This window comes from Cytobacillus sp. FSL W8-0315 (genome assembly GCF_038002905.1).
Taxonomy (GTDB): Bacteria; Bacillota; Bacilli; order Bacillales; family Cytobacillaceae; genus Cytobacillus; species Cytobacillus pseudoceanisediminis.
On sequence record NZ_JBBOOC010000001.1, the window covers coordinates 1,136,587 to 1,159,999 of the forward strand.

Below are 23,413 nucleotides of genomic sequence, written 5' to 3' on the forward strand. Positions count from 1 at the left end.
TAAATAGATATTGAGAAAGTAAGTGTTCGCGGTCCTATCTTAAGTAATAGACACGAAAATCCTATATGAGGAAGTGCCATGAAGTTTCGAAGTAGTGGTTCTGTTAATCCTGGAAAAAGAGCCGCCCAATCAATCGGACGGCTTTGTTTACAACTCTATCAATATGCCTGATTTATCATCGTGCTGTTTTAACCTTGGATAAAATAAGCAGGCAGGATCGGATTCTTCCAGCTGCAGAATATACTTCTCCAATTCATCCAGCCCTTTTTCAAAGGCCATCTTTGCTGTTGTAAGCCAGGTTTCCTCCTGGTCCGAACCTCGGCGGGAATGCAGCTTTAAACCATCAGACAGCAAAAGGATCTTATTTACAGCTATAAGCGGAATATGCCCATATTCCAGAAAATCTGCAGCTTCATGGGAACCGTCAATAATCCCATAGCCCTCAGGGGTGTTCAGCTTATTCCGGTTCGCCTGGAGCAATTCCTGAACATTCTTCCTAAAAAGTTGGTGCTTCCTCTTCAGCTCCTCTATTGAAACATCCTCTATTGTGGAAATACCATTTAAATAATTGTCCCATTCTTTTTGCATGAGCATGATCGCTTCATTGTCGAGCCGGTCGATATGGTCGAAGGTGACCTGCCGGATGGATTGATCCTTAAACTGCAGGAAAAGCATGCAATCGCCAGCTGATGCCCAATCCATTGAAGCGGCTGTTCCATCTTCATTTTTATGAATCTGAATGGCAGCCAGACCGCAAGAGCTTCTTTCGTGCTTAGGGATTTGCTCTAGGAGATGCTGCTCTTTATTTGAGCTCTCCGTTGTCTCCCTCAGATCTGTATTGCCTTCAATGATCTTATCCCTTAGCGGTGAGAATGCTTCTTTTTCCAAAGCTTTTTTTATCAGCCCGGATGCCAGTGAGCCTGGCAGACCGCCAAGGCCGGTTGCCCCGTCAATTACCGCAAAAATGTTCTGTTGAGGATCAACAACAATTGCGTCTTCGTTAATATCTCTATCTCCTATTGTGAAAACCGTCTTGATTTGCATATGAAAACCACCTATTTTATAAAGTAATAAGCGATAAGAGAACCGATAATAACCAATGCTGATGTTAAGCTTATAGACACCGTTCTCCAGGGGTGCTGTATTTTCGTTTGAAAAAGCAATCCGAATCCAACGAAAGCTAAAACGAGTGAACCTGAAAGAATTAATATAAGCAAGGCGCTCTCGAGGAAGTCCCGATTGCCAAGAATATTTAAAGATCCGATGGTAAAGCTGATGATGGCAGTGAAAAAGCCAAGCATTTGCAGGTTTTCCGATTTTAACTTAGAAATGGATTGATCGATTTCCTGCTTAGCTACATCAAAACTCTTTTCAGTGATGGCAATTTTGTCAGAGAAGACCTGAGAGAATTCGTTTGTCTGAACCTTATTTAGATGGAATAGGTAGTCATTAATCCGAATGGCATAATCTTTTTTTTCGGATTCCTCCATATCTATGGCTCTTCGGATCGCTTCCTTTGCTTCGCTGAACCTTCCCATCGCAGCAAGTATTCTTCCTCTTGTACAATAGAACTTGGCATATCGTGGCGTTAAATGAATAACACGATTGATGATTTGTCCTGCATCCTGTAATTCTTCCTCGGTAATCATCATTCCGTTCTCTCTCGCATGAATAATGGCCTCAGCATAATTATGAAGGACGCCTACCTGATTCGGCAACTTTTGTGAGGCTTCTTTGGCAAAAGTCACAGCCTGTTCGATCGCTTCAGCGGTTCCGATTTCCTTATATAAAAGGGAAAGAATATGCGGGTATAAAGGATACTCAATAAATCTTTCGCCAAACCTGTCGACGATTTCCTTAAAGTGGCTTATGTTTTTCATTCTTCGTGCATATGTAGATAAAACGACAAATATGGAAAAAAGTATGGAGGGATTCTGCTCCGAGTTCATGCTGTTTTCAAGATATAAAGTCCATTCATTGTATTCGGTTTCACTCAATGTTTCAGCCACCTTTGTGAGCTTAAGTTCATACTCCCTTGTTGTATGGGGAGGAAGACCGGTAAATCGCTCGGCAAAAGTGGGCTGGATGAGAGCATTTGCTTCCATTTTTGTCACCCTTTAGTTAACTTTTTAGACACAGACACTAGTATTATATTATGCTGGGAAAGGCAAGATAGATGCTGATAACTATTACAAGCATAAAATGGCTAACGTTTAATATTTCCTAAAACTATTTTACTATATGCATTATGTATCTACTATAAATATAAAAATAGCGCAATCAAATACTTTTTGAGGAAAGCTATCAAAATGCCACTCTTGAAATTGAAAAGAAATTCGAAGAGTAGTTTAAGTTAATAAATGAATACTTGAACCACCGATGTGCGATATAAGGGAGGTAGGCATCTGCGCTATCTCCTTTTTATTTTCGGATTGCGTATAAGAAGCATAAGATGTTCAAAAGGTTCTCTAATTTTACACAAACAAGAGTTTATACAATGATATCAGGAGTAATTATATTACTGAGGTGATAAATGATGATAAGAAATATAATAAATGTTACTTCACCAAATATGACAGAGAACCAAGAAGACGAATATGAAGAGTATGATTACAAAGAAGAAATTGAGGACAGACATTATTTTTACTAAAAGTCCTTTGAGACTAATTTGCTTTTTTTATAGGGGCCTAGAATTTTGAAATCGTTGGATAAAAGGAATTGATGTTACTCTATGCACCCTTTACTATGGATCAAAATATATATATATATATATACCCCATAATTTACATTCACTTAATGAAGACTTAATAATCCTTTGTTAAGCTGGAGGAAAGTTAATAAGGAGTGATGAAAATGGTCAAGAAATTAAAGATTAAATGGCATAAGTTTTGGTTCCTTGCTTATAACACGATCTTAGGCGGAACTTCATCTTCAACCCTTTTTATTAACCTCTATAGAAAATCAAAATATCACCATACAAAATTAATACAATACCTTTGAGAAAATTCGGGAGCCTATTAGGCTCTTTTTTATTTGGCAGTGAACAGTGTGGGATAATCAGGTGGCTTTGCTGTTCAGAATAATCTCTTATGCATTTATACGACTATCTTAGAATCGTATGCCTGATAAACCCTTTCAGATGAAAAATTCTGAAAATTATAGTTTGATTATGCAGTAGGGGGGAAATGGCTTAATAAGCGGGAAATAAAATAAAAGAGGAAACTTGTTTGAGCCCATTATTTGGAACTATTGAATATTATGAACAAAAGATTGAAAATTATATATCTTGTAAGCAAATTATAAGAAGGAAAGATGAGCACCTTTCAATAATCGTTTCACAACTGGAAGCAGAAATCCGCAATGACTTTACTTGCCATGATCGCATCAAAAAAGAATGCCTCGAAAACCTCTATAAAGTTTCCAATAAAGCATCATCAGCACTACATTAATCATATAAAAACTCGGTAATTTAATAAGCACATAAAGGATTCCTTAAAAAATTTCTATTCTGTTCTGTTTCGCCGCGATTTTACACTTTCCTCAATGAAATGATAGTCTGCCAAGATTATGTGGCGGTTCAGAACAATTCTTATTATATAAAAACTAGTGCCTCATAAATGTTTACCCCAAATCTCGAAAAGCTTCTTATCCAGCCATAAATATTTTGATTAAATAAATTGCTTGCAACCTGAAAATTTAAGGGATTCTAATGGAATCGCTCCCAATATAAATGGTAAAATGTAGGAAGGAGGGATTTCCATGAAAAGATGGTTGGTTTTACTTATTTCTATTCTATTCCTGGCATTGCTGAGCGGCTGCAATAAAGATGTTAAGCCTCAAGACCGTTTTGCCCAGTATGTTGAGCATTGGAATAAGCAAGAGTTCGATAAAATGTATGAGTTTCTGTCAAAAAGCGCTAAAGAGTCTATCAGCAAGAAGGACTTTGTAAACCGCTATGAGAAGGTATATAAAGATTTAGAGATTAGCAAGTTGAAAGTTACATATAAACCAGATATGGAAAAAGAATATAAGAAGGAAGAAAAGGCTGCTCTTCCATTTTCAGCTTCCATGGATAGCGCAGCAGGAAAAATTGAATTCACTCATGACGCCAGCCTGGTGAAGGAAGAAAAAGAGGATGAGAAGAGCTGGTTTGTTGCTTGGGATACAACTTATATTTTCCCGGAGCTTGGACCTGAGGATAAAATCAGCTACAGCACCGTTCCGGCACAGCGGGGGGATATAGTAGACCGCACAGGTGACCCGCTGGCTTTAAACGGAACTTTATATGAAATTGGTGTTGTTCCTGAGCAGATGGAAGGCCAAAAGGAGCAGACAATTAAAGGTCTCTCATCCGCCTTGGGCATCTCAGAAGAGCAAATCAACAAGAGCCTGAATGCAGACTGGGTACAGCCAGGATACTTTGTTCCAATTAAAAAAGTCTCCCCGGATGACAAGGCAACACTAGATAAAGCGTTTGCTCTGAAAGGTGTTGTGAAACAGGATATAAAAGGAAGAATCTATCCTTTCGGTGAGGCATCAGCTCATTTGGTTGGCTATGTAGGCCCCATTACAGCTGATGAACTAAAGAAGAATGAAGGGAAAGGATATTCCTCCACTGATATCATTGGAAAAAGAGGACTGGAACAAGTACTTGAAGAACGGCTGAAGGGAACAAACGGTGTCAAAATTGGCATCACAAAGAAAGATGGTTCTGAGGTTGTGTTATCAGAAAAACCTGTGGAAAATGGCGAAACAATTGAGCTGACAATCGACATCACTCTCCAGAAGCATCTATATGAAGAACTGAAGGGAAGTCCGGGAACTTCTGCTGCAATTGATCCGGTTACAGGTGATACGCTTGCTTTAGTCAGCAGTCCAAGTTTCGACCCGAATGAGGCTTCGCTGGGCTTTACCGCTGAGGAGTGGAAGCAGCTTGAAGAGAACAAGGATATGCCACTCATGAACCGATTCAAGCAAACCTATGCTCCAGGTTCTGTGATGAAGCCAATCACAGGAGCTGTTGGACTATCCGAAGGGACACTGACACTTGATGAAACCATTCAAGTGAAAGGACTTAAATGGCAAAAGAGCAAATCATGGGGCAGCTATCAGGTAACACGTGTTAAGGATCCGAACGGGCCTGTTGATTTTGAAAAAGCCATGATGTACTCAGATAACATCTATTTCGCTAAAGAGGCACTTGATCTTGGAAAAGAGAAATTCTCTGCGGGCTTAAAGAAGTTTGGCTTTGAAGAAGAGGTTCCTTTCCCATTCCCGATCGAACAATCCCAGATTGGCGGTCTGGACAGTGAAATCAAACTGGCAGATTCAGGCTATGGACAGGGAGAAGTGGAGATGAGCATCCTTCATCTGGCAGCATCCTATACGCCTATTGTCAATAAAGGCTCTCTCATAAAGCCGGTATTAATGGGAGAGGAAGAAAAGAATCAGGTGTGGAAAGAAAATATTATCAGTGAGGAAACAGCCAATACTGTAGAAACGGCCATCACCAAAGTGGTTCAGGAGCCTTCCGGAACAGCTCACTCTGCGAATATGAAGGATTACCCGCTTGCCGGAAAAACAGGCACAGCCGAGCTGAAAAGAAGTGCAGAGGAAAAAGGACAGGAAAACGGCCTGTTTGTTGCCTATAATCCAGGGGCACCTAAACTGCTGATTGCAATGATGATAGAAGGCGTTGAAGATAAAGGCGGTTCAAAGGTTGTTGTGGAAAAGGTAAAGAAGGTATTTGAAAAAAATAAAGATCGATTTTAAATAGAAAAGGGAGGCAGATGGCTGCTTCCCTTTTTTGATTCAGTTATCTTTCACAGGCAATTTTGTCCTTGTCCCTGTCTTTTGACTTGTTCGCATCATAGAGTTTAGCGGATACATATGGTTTATATTTGGTTTTTCCGCCTTTATTCTTAATGCCGGCTGATCGTGCTACTCCTCCTTTATAGTCTTTATTAAGCTCTGTGCAGTTTTTATATGTTTTGATTTTGGCAGTTTTTGCGGAAGCTGCCGGGCTAAAAGACAATGAGGCTAAAAGGCATAGGGTAATGATGGCTGAAAGCAATTTTCTCAAAATAACTCCTCCTATTTTCCTAAATATGTAATAAATATAATTCATCTTCTATAACAGATCAATGATAATTTAAATCTCTTAAATTGTTTATTGTAAAAAATAGGAACAGGAAATATAATATAGAAGTATTGAAAAAATGGTGAAATGAGGAAGATTATGAGGAAATTAGGCGTTGTTCTATCAGTTTTAGTCTTAATTTTCAGTTTGTTCAGCCCTGCCGCTTCAGCTCAGAGTCCGGAATTTGAGGAAGAATTTAAGCAGTATTTAAGTGACATTAGCGCAATCAGGGGTTTTGAAGTTACGAAGGAAGACATTGAAATGGTTCTTTCCATGTATGATGAAACTATTGAAGATTATGATTCTGTACAAGAGCTTAGTGAGTCCCTTGGTGAAGTAATTAAAGCTGATTTAAGCAACATTCAATATATCTATGATGATTATGAGTTGAATGAGGAGTCTTTAAGAAGCTTGCTTGCAGAATTTGGTGAAGAACTGGAGGATTACATTTTTGTCGGTGATCTTGAGGAGAGCGTATTTTTTTATACTAAAGATGAGATTGTCGATGAAGATATGATTCTGGAACTATTAGAGGTGTTTAAAGCTGAATTTGATTTAACAGATGAAGAGATTGAGAGATTGAAGAATCATCTCATTTCGATAGAGGATGACCTTTTGAGCCCTGAAACCATGGCCCGGATGGAGGAATTATCTTATCGGATGATGGCTATTGGAGAGTTCGATGAGACAGGGGAACTGAGTTCAGAACAAGTAGAGGAATTGCTGTCAATTTTTGATGAACTGCTTTCCATTTATCAGGTAAAAGCAGAGTATACTCTTATCACTAAAGGTACTGAAAAGAACCTGACTCTTCTTGAATTAGTAAATATGAAGGAATTGATCAATGCCAAGCTGAAAATCAGTATTTATAATCTGGCAGGCGATTTCCTGGCAGATATCATCATCACAGGTGAAATGTTTGATTCAGATTTAATTAAAGAAACAGGCAAGGATATTACAAATGCAGCGGAAAAAGTGGAAAAGGTGAAAAAGCCTTCCTCTGAAAATAAAACAGTAAAAGGCGGAAAGCTCCCAAATACAGCTTCCAACAATCTTATATATGGGGTTCTTGGACTGCTCGGGATTATGGTCGGCATGACATTATTCCGCAGAGTAAGGGAAAGATAATATGAGGCAAGAGAAAAGCCGAAGGAATAGAGAAGTCAGCCACAGAAAGCGGCTGCTTCTTCTTTTCTTTAGTTTAAGCTTAATTGTGCTGGGGCTTTGGTTTACTACGACAAGCGTCTATAAAGTTGGAAAAGGGTATATCTCTTATAAGATGAATGCGCCTGAAAGAGAAATGGAGCTAAAGAAAGAAGTCTCTGCAGCAGGAAAAGTGGAAGAGGAAGAAGAAAAGGAAGTTTTATACCCGGATAAGCCGGAAGTAGGCGAGGAAATCGGTGAGCTGTACATCCCGAAAATCAAATCCGTGCTGCCGATTATCCATGGCACAGATGAAGATGAGCTTGAAAAAGGCGTAGGGCATTATGCCGGCAGTGTAATGCCAGGGGAAAAAGATAACTCTGTCCTTTCCGGTCATAGAGATACGGTCTTCAGAAGGCTGGGTGAAGTAGGCGAAGGAGATATTCTGGAAGTAACGACAAAGGCCGGAACCTTTGAGTACCGGGTCAATAAAGTGCGGATTGTGGATGCGGACGACAGGACGGTAATTGTCCCTAAACCGCGTGCCATGCTGACGGTTACGACCTGCTACCCATTTGATTTTATTGGTGATGCACCACAAAGATACATTCTGGTTGCCCATCTCATATCCAAGAAGTAAAGAGATTAACAGAGTCTCCTTAATAAGGGGGACTTTTTTTTATAGAAAAAAATTTTTGTATTACTATTTTCGACAACCATTAGATAAATATCCCTATATAATATACATATTCTACTAATTTCAAAAGTGAGTAGAGTGATAGGAATTTGAATAGCGGAGGAAAAGAGATGAGTCAGTTCAAAAGGGTAATATGCTTGTTTCTGGTATTGCTTCTTGCAGTCCAGCCCATCACAGTTTTGGGAGTGGAGAAAGAGAATACGGCCAAAGCCAGCCGTCTGAAGGAAACCATCCATAAGGAGGGGGCTCCCAAAAAGGTTCAAGAGGCCACAAAAGATATTAGGACTGTAACTAAAGATGACTTTCCTTTAATGGAACCTGGTGATTTTGCTGGTACATTACTGGATAGCTGGAATTCATATCATCATTTATGGTTTGAAGATGTTTTGGAATATACCGATTCCAGAATGATGCTTGAATTCTATTATCAATCATCTGCGTATTATTCAAAAGATTCCATTGTCACCCTTGAATTTTATGAAGAAGAAAATGACAGCTTTGCGTTCCTGGGGTCTGTGGACTATGATTTGTACGGTATCCAGAGCGCTTATTTGGAGTCATATATTGAAAAATCCTATTTTGCTGAACAGCCATACATTTATATGCGTCTGGGTGTTTCAGAAAGTGTTTATTCAGAATATTATTCAGATGCCTTCTTGTTAAAAGTGAAAAATCCTTTCTATAAAGGTGAAGAGGAAGGACCATCGAACAAATATACCATCATCAGCAATGAATCCGTTTTAGGGGATTCCTATCAAAGCACTGGGCAGTTCTCTATCAATAATGACAAGTATGCTTCCAATAAAAAGCTTAAGCAAGATGCATACAGACTAGATGTAAAGAAGCCCTTTGATGTGAGGAAAAATAAAGGGAAGCAGCTGGGGAGCTATAAAAGCAAAAGATCTGCTTATCAGCTGGGACAATCAAAGTATTTCTGGGTGTACGATTTTTACTCCAATGCGGATTATCAGATAAATGCAACCCTGCTTTATTCCGGGTCAAAAGCGAATGTGTGGGTAAATAACAGCCAGCTGACACAAAAGCAGGCTGAAGATCTTGGCAAAGAGTTTGATGCAGGCATTCATCCGATTATTACAAACCATTTCGCTAATGAATCGGATGTGGATGGTGACGGAAAAGTTAATATTCTTGCTTATGATATCCAGGATGGATTTAATGGGAGCGGAGGTTATATAGCCGGGTATTTCTATCCGGGGGACCTGTATAATATTCAGTATTCAAACCAATCAGAGATCTTCTATGTGGATACCTATCCGCTAATGGGGGCCGGTGCAGTAAAAGATCCTTCAGCATCCTATGAAACGCTGGCTCACGAATTTCAGCATATGGTCAACTTCAACCAGAATGTCTTTATTGAAGGTGATGAAGACGGCATGGACATCTGGCTTGATGAAGCCTTGGCCATGGCGGCAGAACAAGTGTACACAGGGCAGCCGTTGACTGACAGAATCGATTATTACAATTATTCCAATTCAATTGCCAGAGGACACTCACTTCTTTATTGGGACAATAATGGAGATACACTTGCCAATTACTCTTTATCCTATTTATTCGGGCAATATGTGAAGCTTCAGGCGAACAAAGGCAATGCTATTTTTAAAGAAATCCTGAAGGATTCCAATAATGACTATAGGGCAGTAGAAAATGTCATGAAGAAGTATGTGGATCCGTCACTTACATTTGGGAAGACGATGACAAATTTCCGTGGAGCACTTTTGTTGAAGCAGCACGACGGGCAATATGGATTTAAAGGTGAGCAGGCTTTTAATGCTCTGCAGCCGAGACTATATACAGGAGCATCCACCAATTTAAGGGGCGGAGGTGCCATTGTTACCCAGGCATCAAATGAGATTCCAGTGGACAAAGGGGCGGATATTACATATACCTTTGTTGGTGAGGAAGAGGATGCAACTCCCCCTGCTGCTCCAACAGTTAATCCGGTCAGTGACCAGGATAGCACTGTAACAGGAAAAGCAGAAGAAGGCAGTAAAATAACAGTGAAAGCTGGAAATACTCTGCTGAGTACTGCAACTGCTGACAGCAGCGGGAATTTCAGTGCTGCAATAGCAAAGCAAAAGGCAGGAACAGTTTTATCGGTGACGGCGGAAGATAGCTCCGGAAATAAAAGTCCTGAGACCGAGGTTACGGTACTAGATAAAACTGCTCCTGCAGCACCTAAAGCAGATCCTGTAAGAGACTATGATAAAAAGGTAACAGGCCAGGCAGAAGCGGGCTCTACAGTGACAGTGAAAAAAGGCTCGTCTGTTCTTGGCACGGCTGCAGCAGGAACAGACGGAAAGTTTAGTGTAGCATTAAAGGCTGCTGAAAAAGCAGGAACGGTCTTAACGATTACCGCCACTGATAAGGCTGGGAATGTAAGTAAAGTAACTAATGTTACGGTAATAGACAAAACTGCTCCTGCATCGCCAAAGGCTGACCCTGTAAAAGATTATGATAAAAAGGTAACGGGGCAGGCAGAAGCGGGGTCACAAGTGACAGTCAAGAAAGGAAGCAGTACACTCGGTTCGGCTACTGCTGATAAGTATGGGAAGTTCACTATAAGCTTGAAATCTGCACAAAAAGCCGGCACTGTACTGAGTTTGACAGCGGCAGATAAAGCCGGCAATCTAAGCAAAATGGCTAAAGTAACAGTAATAGATAAAACAGCTCCGGCCGCACCAAAAGTAAATTCGATGAAAGACACTGATAAAAAAATTACAGGAACAGCAGAAGCCGTGTCCAGAGTTACTGTGAAAAGAGGAAGCACAATACTCGGTACAACTACAGCAGCTAAAGATGGAAAGTTCACTGTCACAATCAAATCAGCTCAAAAGGCTGGCACCGTTTTATATGTAACGGCAAAGGATAAGGCAGGCAATACAAGCAAGGCAGCAAAAATCACGGTGAAGGACAAAACGCCGCCTAAAACGCCTTCCGTTAACAAGGTGACATCATCATCAACAAAAGTAACCGGAAAAGCTGAAGCTTATTCCACGGTATATGTAAAAGCTGGCACTAAGGTAATTGGGTCTGCTAAAGCCGCCAAATCAGGCAGTTTTTCAGTAAAGATAGCTAAACAGAAAACAGGAAAAATCCTTTATGTTTATGCCAAAGATAAGGCAGGCAATACCGGGAAGTCCGCAAAAATAACTGTAAAGAAGCGATAATAAATTGAGGGGGAAAGGCTGCGGCCTTTTCTCTTTTTTTATGACACATTGATAGGGAAATCCCTGAAAGAGGTTTCCGGTACGACTCTTTGTGAATAATGATAACAGCAATGAAACATCCTATTTACAAACATTTGCTATAAATTAACAGAATCTTTACAGCTGTCCATCAGGCACATTGTTAGAATAAAAATATATGCCCAAAACAGTCTTATGGACAATTACTTGTAAAGAAAGGATTTAATATGATGTCGAAACAAAAGCTAGTACTCTCTGTTGTGACTGCGTTTTTCCTTATCTGCCTATTTGGAATCATCATTATAGAGCCTGCTGAAATCTGGAATAGAATTAAACATAACAGTGAAAAAATGAATGTTGTTGGGTATTCTGACAATGTTGTTTATGACGGAAATCATTATAAATTACTTCATCCTATTGGTGAAAAGAATGGTTCGCTCTATATATCCCTGCCTGATTTAAAAGCCATCACGTTAGTGGAAACAGAGGAAAATGAAGATAAGCTAACGATTAGTTATAAAGATAGAAGTGTTACTTATAACAATGGATTAATTCAAAATTGCAATTTGGCTAAGGATGAAATGTGCGGATATGAAATAATAGACGGTATTATCTATGTCCCCGATCAGTCTGTCGAAAAATACTTGGGGTTTCAAATGGACTTCTTTTATGATAAGCAAACGAACACTGTCTCTATTAAAAGTCCTGAGGAGCAAACCAAAAAGCCTTATGATCAGGAACTAGGCTCTACGATTTTTGTACATAAGGAAAATGTTCCGGGTGAAAAATATGAACCGAGAAGCGGCATATACCTGGGTGGCTATGTTTTGCAGGATGAATATATAAATACGAGCATGAACACATTCAACAAGCTTACTGGAAAAACACATGCCTCCTATTTCAGATATGTCGGGTATGGAAAGCCATTTCCGAAGGAGTGGGCTGAAGATGTCATCGCGGCAGGCGGCTTCCCGCAGGTAGCATGGGAGCCGAATAATGGACTGGATGAAGTGAAGGATGATGAGTATTTGAGGCAATTCGCAAAGGATGCTGGTGAATTAAAGGTCCCGATCCTTTTACGCTACGCAAGTGAAATGAACGGAACCTGGACCTTTTATTCGGGTCATTCCGAGCAATACATCGAGAAATGGAAATTGGTGCATGAAGTGATGGAGGAAGAAGCCCCTAACGTCATGATGCTGTGGAATGTCTTCACGATGCCGGAATCAACGATTGATGAATTCTATCCCGGTGATGAATATGTCGACTATGTTGGCGTCAATATTTATAACGTTTTCTATCATAATGATAATATCGAAGCAAAATCGGATTTTGAAGATCCGCTGCGTTTATTGGACTATGTATATAACACTTACAGCCATAAAAAACCTATTGTCATTGGTGAATTCGGGGCAACCAATTACACCGTGACAGATGGGAAGCATCATGACGACTTCGCTGTTGAAAAGATAACCCGGATGTATAAATACCTTGCTGAACTATATCCGCGTGTTAAATTTATTTACTACTTTGATGTGAATAATCTTGTTAATGCGCCGGAAGGAAGGAAAATCAATAATTATGCCATTACAGAGAAAAAGAGCATTCTTAATGCATACTCAAACAATATAAAAACAAATCGTTATTTATCAAAAGTAGAGGAGAGTCCAGCTAAGAATGAGACTTATTCGTACAGAGATTTCTTCTTTTATTATGGTGGACAATTATACGTTGATTTTCAGTTTGTACGGGATTATCTAGACATGGATGTAAAAGAAGAAAATAAACAAACATTTGAAGTAGCCTATAAAGGAGAAAGCCTAAAAGTAAAGCATGAGACTTTGAAGATAGACAAAGCTGCCTTTTTTGAAAAAAGAGAAATAACTGGCCTTCCACTTATGGAAATCCTAAAGGGTTTTGATATGAAGTATGAATTTAAAGATGGAAATTTGCATATTTATTATTGAGTCTTTAGTTTATATAACTCGCCTAGCCCATAATGAATAAGAGAGAAGAGGCAAATGTCTTTTCTCTTTTTTTGTTTCTCACAATATAGTAAAAAAGTTCTGGTTAAATGGAAATAAAATATATCCAAAATAAGTAATATGAGATAAAATATTCTTAATTTTATTAAAGGAGAGATACACTTGATAGCAACTAAAACGATGAAAAGTTTCCTCTTTGCACTTCTTGCATGTTGTGCATTTTTAATGTGGGGGACAGAAAAGGCGGCTGCATCCATTTCAGATGCGAAGGCTATTAATCTTAATCAGACCTATAAAGGTGTACTTAAAGATTATGACCAGAAGGATTTCTATAAATTTACCATTTCGGCACCAGGGAATATTACACTGGCAATAAAACAAAAACACAATTCTACTTGGGATGGAGAGATTATGAACAGTTCAGGCCAGGTGTTTGAGTCGTTCATAACGGATGACAGTGAAATGGTGAGCGGAGATGCATCAAGAGCTGTTGGCCTGCCGGCGGGCACCTACTTCATAAAAATTGAAAACTACTCCGGTGCAATAGGAGTGAATTATGAATTTAAGGTTCAATATACACAATCCAATTATTATGAAAAAGAGTTCAATGATTCTCTAACAGCAGCAAATGCGATAGAGTTAAATAAGATTTATGCTGGAATGCTTAGAAGATATGATGATAAAGATTTTTACATTTACTCTAACAAAGCCAGGAAACATTAAGCTTTTGATTGGGAATCAGCCTGATGTCACAGGATACAAAAGGAAATGTCTATGATTATATGTATACAGACGATAGTGAGATGGTTACAGGGTATTCAGCTGCAGAGGTAGGGCTTCCGGCAGGCACCTATTACGTAAAGATTGAAAATTATTCGGATGGTTTTGAAACAGCTTACCAAATGAAAGTTCAATATACAGCAACAGATTATTATGAAAAGGAGTTTAATAATTCCATTACAACTGCAAACGGATTAACCCTCAATAAAATCTATAAGGGAAACCTGCAGAATTCGGATGATAAGGATTTCTTTAAATTTACCCTTACAAAGCCAGGAAATGTCGCATTATCTATAAAGCAAAGTCCGGGAACCATATGGTATGCCCATATACAGGATACTAAGGGGAACATATACACAAAAATTTACACAGGTGACAGTGAAATGATCGAAGGTAATGTGGCAAGGGAAGTTGGATTACCAAAAGGAACTTACTATGTTTTAATAAGTAATTATTCATATGGAATAGATAAACCTTACGAGTTTCAGGTGAAATATACATCAAGTAATTATTATGAACAGGAATTTAATAATAATTTAACAAACGCAACAGCGGTTAACTTAAACCAAACCTACAAAGGGAATCTTCAAGATTATAACGATATCGACTTCTATAAGTTTTCAGTACCAAAGGATGGTCTGGTAAATCTGCAGATTCCTCAGAAGGCTGGAATGGAGTTATATGCACATATCCAGAACAGCTCCGGCAAGGTTATAAAGACCTATACACAAATGGAAGTGAAGCTGTTAAGGGCAATGCAGCACTGCAGGTTTCCCTGAAAAAAGGAACTTATTATCTGCAGATCAAGAATTATTATGGCAGTATTGATATCCCTTATTCCTTTAAGCTTTATATGCAAGCCCCAGGACTCGCTTCAAGTAAAGTAACAGTAACCAATAATAAAGGAAAGAAAGATTCCATTCGCATCTCCGGCATTAAAAAGGGGGATGTGATCAAGGTATACAATGCTTCAGCAAAAGGAAAGCTGATTGCCCAAAAAACGAGCACAGGATCCGCTGATACCATCAGTGTGAATCAGATTGGTGAAAAAGCAGGGAAGATCTACGTCACTGTTACCTCGCCAAGTATGACGGAAAGTAAAAGGACAGCTGTATCTTTCACTGGTGAGCAGGCGAATCCAGTGAAATCAAGCCAGGTGAAATTACAAACAATAAATCAAAAAAAGATGTCATTACCGTAAGCAAGCTTAAAAAAGGGGATGTTGTCAAAGTTTATAATGCTTCCAAAGGCGGCAAACTTTTGGCTAAGTCAGGAAAAGTGACTAAAACATCTGCTGGTATCAGCATCAGCCAGCTTGGCAAAAAAGCAGGCAGTGTTTATATAACGGTACAAAGTGAAGGTATGAAGGAAAGCGCCGGTGTGAAGGTAAGTTATAAAGGGGAGAAGTAAGGAAATCAGAAAAAATGCAAACCGGCTGGGCTGGTTTGCATTTTTTTATTTGCTAATAAAAAAGTCAGTTACATATTTACTCCACAGTTCATGACCCTTCTCACTAGGAGCTTCATTCTCTTTGTTCAGATACGGTATGATTTCCTCTGAATCTGTAGAGGGCCATGCAGACCAGTGGTTAAGATAAGGAATATCGTTTGTTTCAGCGAATTTCTCTAATTCTTCAATCTGGACAAGGTAATAGTTTGCATCATAAATTGGATTTGGAGGCTGAAGAATGAACACGGTGTCAGGATTTTTTTCTTTTACTGCTGAAATCCAATTAGTAATATGAGCATGGGAGTCTTCAATCCGAACGAAACTGTTATCCTGCAAAGTGAACGGCTCTAAAACGATAAGATCTGCTTCTGCATCAATCATATCGGAAACTTTATCCTGATCGCTGAACTCCATTGAAGTGCCGTCAAAGACTTGAATGTCTACCTCGATGGAGCCCTCCCCGAAGGTCTCTTCAAGCTTTTTCTTTGCTGAGGACGCCCATCCATCTTCATTACTGCCTAAAGCTGTAGATCCTGCAAGAAGGATTTTATAAGGGATGCCTTCTAAGAGTGTTTGTTCAAATCTTCTTTTGGCTTCGGCAGGCCAGTTAACTGATATCTTTTGAAATTCCTCAATATCTATTCTTTTGTCAATCTCTTCCGCAACTTCGGCGGGTTCCGCAGTTTTCTTTGTCTCTTGACTAGTTGCATCTGTAGAAAGGACAGTTCTTTCCTTCCAATGGGAATTGCCCCAGTATAGGACCACCCCACAGGAGATGGCCAGCAATAGAATATAAAACTTCTTCATAATTACCTCCAACAAAGGATTTAATTTTATAAATGTAAAATTTCCCAATTTAAAATTTCGCCTATCAAAAAATGTCATTTTATAGTTAAATAGGAATAGTAATAACAAAATGGTTACATTTTCATTAAAATTATGACAAAAAATCACAAAAATGGCAACTTGATATGATATAATATTTTGAGTTTTGTTATTTATTTTTCCTTAGGAGGATATCATGGAAGAAACGATTAGTCTAAAAGAACTATTCCATACGCTGAAAAAAAGAGTGACTCTTATCCTGTCCATTACGATTCTGGCAGTCATGATCAGCGGAATAGTCAGTTACTTTTTTCTAACACCAATATATCAATCTTCTACGCAGATTCTGGTGAATCAGGCAAAAGATGAACAAAGTGTATATAGTGCGGGTGAAGTTCAAACCAACCTGCAGCTGATCAATACATATAATGTCATTATTAAGAGTGCTGCCATTCTTGAATTAGTAAAGGAAGAGCTCAAGCTTGATATGACAACAGGTGAGTTGAATCAGAAAATTACCGTTCAGAGTGAACAAAACTCTCAGGTGGTAACTATTTCTGTTCAGGATGAAGATCGAAAAAGAGCAGCTGATATCGCCAATACCACAGCAGAAGTGTTTCAGAAAGAAATCGTGGAAATTATGAACGTAAATAATGTAACCATTCTAGCGAAGGCGGAAGTAGGAGAAAATCAGGCTCCAGTTAAACCGCAGCCTCTTTTAAATATCGCCATTGCTTTAGTTGTTGGCTTAATGGCTGGTGTAGGATTGGCGTTCCTGCTTGAATATTTTGATAATACAATTAAGAACGAAGAAGATATTGAAAAAACGATTGGGCTTCCAGTCCTCGGTGTGATTGCTCAAATGGATGACACTGCTGAAAACGGGAGCCGTTCCGACCGCAAAACTAGGTTAAGAGGTGAGACTGTTGGTTCTTAAAAAGGGAGAAAAGAAGAAAGTGATGGAGCACAAGCGAAAGCTTGTTACAAAGAACGATCCAAAGTCTCCAATTTCTGAGCAGTACCGGACCATCCGGACAAATATTCAATTTTCATCAGTGGATGAAGAGATTCGCACTATTATGGTTACTTCATCAGGTCCGGGAGAAGGAAAGTCAACTACAACTGCCAATCTCGCAGTAGTCTTTGCCCAGCAAGGCAAAAGGGTGCTCCTGGTAGATGCTGATCTGCGGAAACCGACAGTGCATTATACGTTTAACCTTATGAATACGAGCGGATTAACGAGTGTGCTCACAAACCAGATGACGCTTATGGAATCTGTTAAGGCTATTGATATGAAAAACCTATTCATCCTTCCAAGCGGTCCGATTCCTCCTAATCCATCTGAATTGCTGGGATCAAAGGCAATGGATTACTTTATGAAGGCAGCCCTGGAGGAATTCGACATTATCTTATTTGATACTCCGCCAGTATTAGCGGTAACAGATGCCCAAATTCTTTCGAATAAATGTCAGGGTACCATTCTTGTAGCGGGCAGCGGGAAAGCGGAAAAAGACCAATTGGTGAAAACGAAGGAGCTGTTAGTAGCAGCGCAAGGGAAGCTATTAGGAGTTGTATTAAACAACAAGAAAATGAAAGAATCACAGCATTACTATTATTACGGTACGAATTAACAAAATTCGACAAATTACACCCTTTACCGTATTGAAGTTAAAATGTTAACATGACAGAAGAAGGACTTTTTGTCATATATTGAAAGGAGTGGAAGGGATGATTGACATACATTGTCATATCTTGCCGGGGATAGATGATGGTGCCCAAACAATAGAAGACAGTTTGGACATGGCGAAAGAAGCGGTTAGAGAGGGGATCTCCTCCATCATTGCCACTCCTCATCATAATCAATCCTATCGAAATACAAAAGATGAAATCATTGATGCTGTAATTGATTTAAATAATAGTTTGAAAGAGGCATCAATCCCACTGGAAATCCTTCCTGGCCAGGAAGTTCGGATTTATGGGGAAATAGTAGAAGGTTTAAGTAATGGAGAGATTCTTTCTCTTAGTCAATCACAGTATATGTTTATTGAATTTCCTTCTAACCATGTACCGAGATATGCTGAAAAACTCCTGTTTGATATTCAGCTGCAGGGATTGATTCCAATTATTGTTCATCCCGAGCGGAATAAGCAGTTAATGGAACAGCCGGATTTGTTATATCAATTTGTTGAAAAAGGCGCGTTAACCCAGGTGACGGCATCCAGTCTTTGCGGGTATTTCGGAAAGAATATAAAAAAGTTCTCTGAGCAATTGATAGGGTTTAACTTAACCCATTTTATCGCCTCAGATGCTCATAATGTGAAGAACCGCACGTTTAAAATGGCTGAAGCAATGGATTTAGTCGATTCTAAATACGGACCTGATATGGTTTATCTTTTTAAAGAGAATGCAGAGCTCCTAGTTGAGAACAGCAATATAATGAAAGAACTGCCTGAGAGAATTAAACGCAAAAAGTTTCTTGGCATTTTTTAACCATTCCATGTTGTATATAACTAGGCGATGCCTCCTGGCCTTTATCAATGGAGGCACTCGGCCATGCTGTGGGTGAGTAAAATCACCTTAGACACACAGTTGTCAGTAGCATGGTGTGAGGAGGGGTTAAATGCCCCAATCTAAATATTTAAAATAACCATATACGAATCCGCTTACATTATATTGTTAGATAATGTCCTAGATATCTAATGAAAGTACAGGACCATTCCTGTGTTCCCATTAGATATTTATTTTTGCCTTAAAACGGACAATAATGGATTTGAAATAGGTAATATGAACTATATTTAAGAAGGAGGCTATTTATTTGACGTACCAAAAGCGGCTGACACTGTTGGTTTTATTGGACTCATTAATTGTTTTATCAGCTATATATGTGAGTGTTTTGACGCTTCACCCAACGCTGGCATGGATTAAATCCGAAACATTGCTTGTTAGCTCTATTACGCTGCTGCTTAGCCATCATTTCTTTGCATCTGCTTACAGGCTTTATAACAAGGCATGGGAATACGCGAGTGTTGGAGAACTCGTGGCGATTGTAAAGGCAGTATCACTATCTATCATGACGACAGGAGTAATGCAGCAGCTGTTAATAGGGGATGTTTATTTCCGGGCTTTAATGCTTGCCTGGATGATGCACGTTCTATTAATAGGAGGTTCACGTTTCTCCTGGCGTGTCTACCGGGATCGATATATTAAATCAACTATAGAACAAAAGCGTGCTTTAATAGTAGGAGCCGGTGCTGCCGGAACAATGCTTGCAAGGCAGCTCCTCAAAAATCAAGACACTGAAATTAAACCGGTTGCATTTATCGATGATGACCCAAAAAAGTATAGATTACACATACATGGTTTACCTGTGGTTGGAGGTTCCAAACATATCTCGAAGACAGTGGAAACTCTGAATATTGATAAAATTGTCATTGCCATCCCTTCTCTTAATAAAAAAGAGATGCAAAGAATATTTGAAGAGTGTGCCGGAACAAAAGCCAAGACAGTCATCATGCCAATGATTGAAGATGTAATGCTTGGGAAGGTGTCTGTTAATCAATTCAGGGATGTGCAGGTAGAAGATCTGCTGGGACGAGAGCCAGTCAAGCTGGATATTGACAGTATCTCTGAAAAGTTGACTGGAAAGACCGTTTTAGTAACAGGTGCAGGCGGGTCAATAGGATCGGAAATCTGCCGCCAGGTATGCAAATTTAAACCAGAGAAGATTCTACTTTTGGGACATGGAGAGAACTCCATTTACCTGATTGATATGGAGTTAAGGAATAAGTATAAAGGCGAAATGGAAATTGTGCCGGTTATTGCGGACATTCAGGACAGGGATCGGATATTTGAAGTAATGGAAATGCATAAACCGGATGTTGTATATCATGCGGCTGCTCATAAGCATGTGCCTTTGATGGAGTACAATCCCAAGGAAGCTGTAAAAAATAATGTGATTGGAACGAAGAATGTTGCTGAAGCTGCAGATACCTTTGGTGTTGGGACATTTGTTTTGGTGTCTTCGGATAAGGCTGTTAATCCTACGAATGTGATGGGGTCAACAAAGCGGATTGCGGAGATGGTGATTCAGGAGCTGGATAAGCATAGTACTACCAAGTTTGTGGCTGTTCGATTTGGGAATGTGCTTGGTAGCCGTGGCAGTGTTATTCCGCTGTTTAAGAAGCAGATTCAGGCTGGCGGACCGGTGACGGTTACACATGCGGATATGACGAGGTATTTTATGACGATACCTGAGGCTTCTAGGCTTGTGATGCAAGCGGGTGCGTTGGCTCGCGGTGGTGAGATCTTTGTGCTTGATATGGGTGAGCCGGTTAAGATTGTGGATTTGGCTCGTAACCTAATCACTCTTTCTGGTTATAAAGAAGAAGAAATTGGAATTAGATTCTCTGGCGTTCGTCCTGGGGAGAAGATGTATGAGGAGCTTCTTAATGAAAAAGAAGTTCATAAGGAAACGGTTTTTCCGAAGATTTTTATTGGGAAAGCTGTGCTTGAACAGGAAGATGAGGTTCATTTTTTAGTTGAACAGTTCGATCGCATGTCAGCTGGTGAGATTAGTGAATATGTATTGAATTTGGCCAATAAGAGAAAAAACAACATTCTATTGATGGCTGAATAAGGGGGAGAATTAAATGAAAAAAGTACGGAAAGCCATTATTCCTGCAGCGGGATTAGGTACAAGATTTCTGCCAGCAACAAAGGCAATGCCAAAAGAAATGTTACCAATAGTTGATAAACCCACTATTCAATATATTGTTGAAGAAGCAGTGGCATCAGGGATTGAAGATATTATTATTGTTACTGGTAAAGGGAAACGTGCGATTGAGGATCATTTTGATAATTCTTTTGAGCTAGAAGATAACCTAATTCAAAAACAAAAGTTTGATCTTCTTGAAAAGGTAAAAGAACCTTCGAAAGTTGACATTCATTATATCAGGCAAAAAGAGCCTAAAGGACTTGGGCATGCGGTATGGTGTGCACGGAAGTTTATAGGAGATGAGCCGTTTGCGGTACTGCTCGGAGATGATATTGTTCAATCCGAAAAACCATGCTTGCGTCAGTTAATGGATGAATATGAGTCCACCCTTTCGTCCGTAATTGGGGTGCAAACTGTACCTAATGATGAAACACATCGCTATGGAATTATTGATCCTGCAGGTCAGTTAGGGCGTCGTTACCAAGTAAATAATTTTGTTGAAAAGCCAAAGCTAGGAACAGCACCATCAAACTTAGCTATCATGGGACGCTATATTTTAAACCCCGAAATATTCATGTTTCTAGAACAGCAGGAATTAGGTGCAGGTGGGGAAATTCAACTTACTGATGCTATTCAAAAGCTTAACCAAATACAGCGTGTGTTTGCTTATGACTTTGAAGGTGTCCGGTATGATGTTGGAGAGAAGTTTGGTTTTATTAAGACTACCATTGAAATGGCATTGCAAAATGATAGCTTGAGATCTGATTTGCTTAATTACCTTGAAGAGGTTATAGATACAAGAACGGTTAAGTAAAAAAGTGAAATTTTGGACCCTGTTCATAAATTTAAATTGTGGGCGGGGCTCTCTTTTGTATGGGTTAAATAACGATATTTTTAATGAATGAAATTAGTAGGTTAGTAGTTGGTTGGATTATTGAATGATGCACTGAAATAATCCAGTCAAGTCCTAAGATACTAAATTAAACTCTCAAGGAGTGGACCAAGATGTATTTGAAAATAAAAAGGTTGATTGATATCGTTCTATCTTTAGTTGGACTAATTGTTTTATCGCCAATTTTTATCTTACTAATTGTAGTAATAAAACTAGAATCACAGGGGCCAATACTTTTTAAACAGAAACGTGTAGGGATCAATAAGACTCATTTTAATATTTTGAAATTCCGGACCATGAGAATTGATACTCCTCAGGATACACCAACTCACTTATTGAAAAATCCAGAACAATATATTACTAATGTCGGAAAATTTTTGAGAAAAACAAGTTTAGATGAACTACCTCAAATTTGGAATATATTTGTTGGACAGATGAGCATTATAGGGCCGAGGCCAGCTCTTTGGAATCAGTATGATTTAATTTTAGAACGTGATAAGTACAATGCTAATAATGTACCTCCTGGACTTACAGGTTGGGCGCAGATTAATGGAAGAGATGAACTACCTATTGAAGTGAAAGCCAAATTGGATGGAGAGTATGTAGAAAAAATAGGTTTTTTGATGGATGTTAAGTGTTTTTTCTTAACAATCGTGAGTGTTGTTAAGAGTGAAGGGGTTGTAGAAGGTGGAACTGGTTCTAAGAAAGAAGTTGCAAGTGCTAAGGAGCGCAATTCATTATGAAAAGAATACTAATAACAGGAGAAAACAGCTACGTAGGTATAAGTATAGATAAGTGGTTGAGGAATTATCCTGAGAAATATCTAATAGATTCAATTAGTTTAAGAAATGATTCATGGAAGGAAAAAGATTTCTCGAAGTATGATGTTGTCCTTCATGTAGCTGGAATAGCTCACATTAAAGAAACAAAAGACAATGCTGAGAGTTATTACAAGGTAAACCGGGATTTAGCTTATGAAGTTGCCCAAATGGCAAAAGGTGAAGGTGTTAAACAGTTTATATTTCTAAGTTCAATGAGTGTTTATGGAATTGAAAGTGGTGTAATAGATAAAAATTCTCCCCTTAAACCTAAAAGTAATTATGGGAATTCTAAACTTCAAGCTGAGAAATTAATAGAGTCTTTAAGTGATGAGGTATTTAGAGTTTCGATCATACGTCCCCCAATGATTTATGGTAAAGGATGTAAAGGAAATTATTCTAGATTAGCTAAGCTTGCTTTAAAAATCCCCGTTTTTCCAGATATAAAGAATAAACGAAGTATGATTTATATAGATAACTTGTGTGAATTTGTAAGATTATTAATTGAGGATTATTGTGAAGGATTATTTTTCCCGCAAAATGATGAGTATGTTTGTACATCTGAAATGGTGAAGTTGATCGCTAGGATAAACGGGACTCATGTCCAAATGACAAAAGTTTTTAATTCTTTTTTAAGGTTAGTGAGGCATGATACAGTCAATAAGGTATTTGGTGACTTAGTTTATGATAAGTCTATGTCCGAGTATAAACATAGATATACAGTATGTGACTTTGAAACTTCAATAAAATTAACGGAGAAATAAA

General features: G+C 38.9%; 22 protein-coding genes. 18 read left to right on the plus strand and 4 right to left on the minus strand.

The annotated features are described in order from the left end of the window. Positions 1-147: 147 nt before the first annotated feature. The gene (locus MKY20_RS05910) at positions 148-1,044 is read right to left on the minus strand and encodes a hypothetical protein (RefSeq protein WP_251174220.1); all 897 of its coding nucleotides are present in this window, start codon (positions 1,042-1,044) and stop codon (positions 148-150) included. An 11-nt stretch (positions 1,045-1,055) separates the two neighbouring features. After that, on the minus strand, positions 1,056-2,105 hold the full coding sequence (locus MKY20_RS05915) for a tetratricopeptide repeat protein (RefSeq protein ID WP_251174219.1): 1,050 nt from the start codon (positions 2,103-2,105) through the stop codon (positions 1,056-1,058). A gap of 748 nt (positions 2,106-2,853) precedes the next feature. On the opposite strand from MKY20_RS05915, the gene MKY20_RS05920 reads away from it, so the two are divergent. The 3 genes from MKY20_RS05920 (at position 2,854) to MKY20_RS05930 (ending at position 5,772) form a co-directional block, all read left to right on the plus strand. Then, a complete protein-coding gene (locus tag MKY20_RS05920; RefSeq protein WP_251266829.1) occupies positions 2,854-3,000 on the plus strand; it encodes a hypothetical protein in 147 nt (48 codons plus the stop codon). Between the two features lie 227 nt (positions 3,001-3,227). Beyond that, positions 3,228-3,449, plus strand: coding sequence for a hypothetical protein (locus tag MKY20_RS05925; protein ID WP_251174218.1), 222 nt, complete (start codon positions 3,228-3,230; stop codon positions 3,447-3,449). Positions 3,450-3,759: 310 nt separating this feature from the next. Beyond that, complete coding sequence (locus tag MKY20_RS05930) at positions 3,760-5,772, plus strand: penicillin-binding transpeptidase domain-containing protein (protein WP_251174217.1); 2,013 nt, start codon at positions 3,760-3,762, stop codon at positions 5,770-5,772. 43 nt (positions 5,773-5,815) lie between these two features. Here MKY20_RS05930 and MKY20_RS05935 read toward each other — a convergent pair whose 3' ends face one another. After that, entirely contained in the window at positions 5,816-6,034 is a 219-nt protein-coding gene (locus tag MKY20_RS05935; protein ID WP_374940689.1) for an excalibur calcium-binding domain-containing protein, read from the minus strand. Between the two features lie 204 nt (positions 6,035-6,238). Here MKY20_RS05935 and MKY20_RS05940 point away from each other — a divergent pair, with 204 nt between their 5' ends. From MKY20_RS05940 to MKY20_RS05975, 8 genes are all read left to right on the plus strand, one after another. Next, positions 6,239-7,267, plus strand: a complete 1,029-nt coding sequence (locus tag MKY20_RS05940) for a processed acidic surface protein (protein ID WP_251174215.1) — start codon at positions 6,239-6,241, stop codon at positions 7,265-7,267. A gap of 1 nt (position 7,268) precedes the next feature. Next, complete coding sequence (locus tag MKY20_RS05945) at positions 7,269-7,922, plus strand: class D sortase (protein WP_251174214.1); 654 nt, start codon at positions 7,269-7,271, stop codon at positions 7,920-7,922. Between the two features lie 167 nt (positions 7,923-8,089). Then, complete coding sequence (locus MKY20_RS05950; protein WP_251266830.1) at positions 8,090-11,167, plus strand: Ig-like domain-containing protein; 3,078 nt, start codon at positions 8,090-8,092, stop codon at positions 11,165-11,167. 245 nt (positions 11,168-11,412) lie between these two features. After that, positions 11,413-13,152 carry a glycoside hydrolase family 26 protein gene (locus MKY20_RS05955; RefSeq protein ID WP_251266831.1) on the plus strand — a complete coding sequence of 580 codons (1,740 nt, stop codon included), beginning with the start codon at positions 11,413-11,415 and terminating at the stop codon, positions 13,150-13,152. 180 nt (positions 13,153-13,332) lie between these two features. Continuing rightward, positions 13,333-13,893: a hypothetical protein gene (locus MKY20_RS05960; RefSeq protein ID WP_251266832.1), complete on the plus strand. Its 561-nt coding sequence runs from the start codon at positions 13,333-13,335 to the stop codon at positions 13,891-13,893. Positions 13,894-13,916: 23 nt separating this feature from the next. After that, complete coding sequence (locus MKY20_RS05965) at positions 13,917-14,729, plus strand: hypothetical protein (protein ID WP_251174209.1); 813 nt, start codon at positions 13,917-13,919, stop codon at positions 14,727-14,729. 74 nt (positions 14,730-14,803) lie between these two features. Continuing rightward, a complete protein-coding gene (locus MKY20_RS05970) occupies positions 14,804-15,151 on the plus strand; it encodes a hypothetical protein (protein ID WP_251174208.1) in 348 nt (115 codons plus the stop codon). A 59-nt stretch (positions 15,152-15,210) separates the two neighbouring features. Then, positions 15,211-15,360, plus strand: a complete 150-nt coding sequence (locus MKY20_RS05975) for a hypothetical protein (protein ID WP_251174207.1) — start codon at positions 15,211-15,213, stop codon at positions 15,358-15,360. 45 nt (positions 15,361-15,405) lie between these two features. On the opposite strand, the gene MKY20_RS05980 is transcribed toward MKY20_RS05975, so the two are convergent. Further along, entirely contained in the window at positions 15,406-16,206 is an 801-nt protein-coding gene (locus tag MKY20_RS05980) for an SGNH/GDSL hydrolase family protein (protein WP_251174206.1), read from the minus strand. 214 nt (positions 16,207-16,420) lie between these two features. Here MKY20_RS05980 and MKY20_RS05985 point away from each other — a divergent pair, with 214 nt between their 5' ends. The 7 genes from MKY20_RS05985 to MKY20_RS06015 all read left to right on the plus strand — a co-directional run bounded on the left by MKY20_RS05985 (position 16,421) and on the right by MKY20_RS06015 (position 23,412). Next, positions 16,421-17,161, plus strand: a complete 741-nt coding sequence (locus MKY20_RS05985; protein ID WP_251174205.1) for a YveK family protein — start codon at positions 16,421-16,423, stop codon at positions 17,159-17,161. A gap of 22 nt (positions 17,162-17,183) precedes the next feature. Next, on the plus strand, positions 17,184-17,855 hold the full coding sequence (locus tag MKY20_RS05990; RefSeq protein ID WP_251174377.1) for a CpsD/CapB family tyrosine-protein kinase: 672 nt from the start codon (positions 17,184-17,186) through the stop codon (positions 17,853-17,855). Between the two features lie 97 nt (positions 17,856-17,952). Beyond that, complete coding sequence (locus MKY20_RS05995; protein WP_251174204.1) at positions 17,953-18,714, plus strand: tyrosine-protein phosphatase; 762 nt, start codon at positions 17,953-17,955, stop codon at positions 18,712-18,714. A 325-nt stretch (positions 18,715-19,039) separates the two neighbouring features. Continuing rightward, a complete protein-coding gene (locus tag MKY20_RS06000) occupies positions 19,040-20,860 on the plus strand; it encodes a polysaccharide biosynthesis protein (RefSeq protein ID WP_251174203.1) in 1,821 nt (606 codons plus the stop codon). 13 nt (positions 20,861-20,873) lie between these two features. Next, positions 20,874-21,752: a UTP--glucose-1-phosphate uridylyltransferase GalU gene (gene galU, locus MKY20_RS06005; protein WP_251174202.1), complete on the plus strand. Its 879-nt coding sequence runs from the start codon at positions 20,874-20,876 to the stop codon at positions 21,750-21,752. Positions 21,753-21,943: 191 nt separating this feature from the next. Continuing rightward, positions 21,944-22,573: a sugar transferase gene (locus MKY20_RS06010; protein ID WP_251174201.1), complete on the plus strand. Its 630-nt coding sequence runs from the start codon at positions 21,944-21,946 to the stop codon at positions 22,571-22,573. Further along, on the plus strand, positions 22,570-23,412 hold the full coding sequence (locus MKY20_RS06015) for an NAD-dependent epimerase/dehydratase family protein (protein ID WP_251174200.1): 843 nt from the start codon (positions 22,570-22,572) through the stop codon (positions 23,410-23,412). Before MKY20_RS06010 ends, MKY20_RS06015 begins: the two co-directional genes overlap by 4 nt. Position 23,413 lies beyond the last annotated feature (1 nt).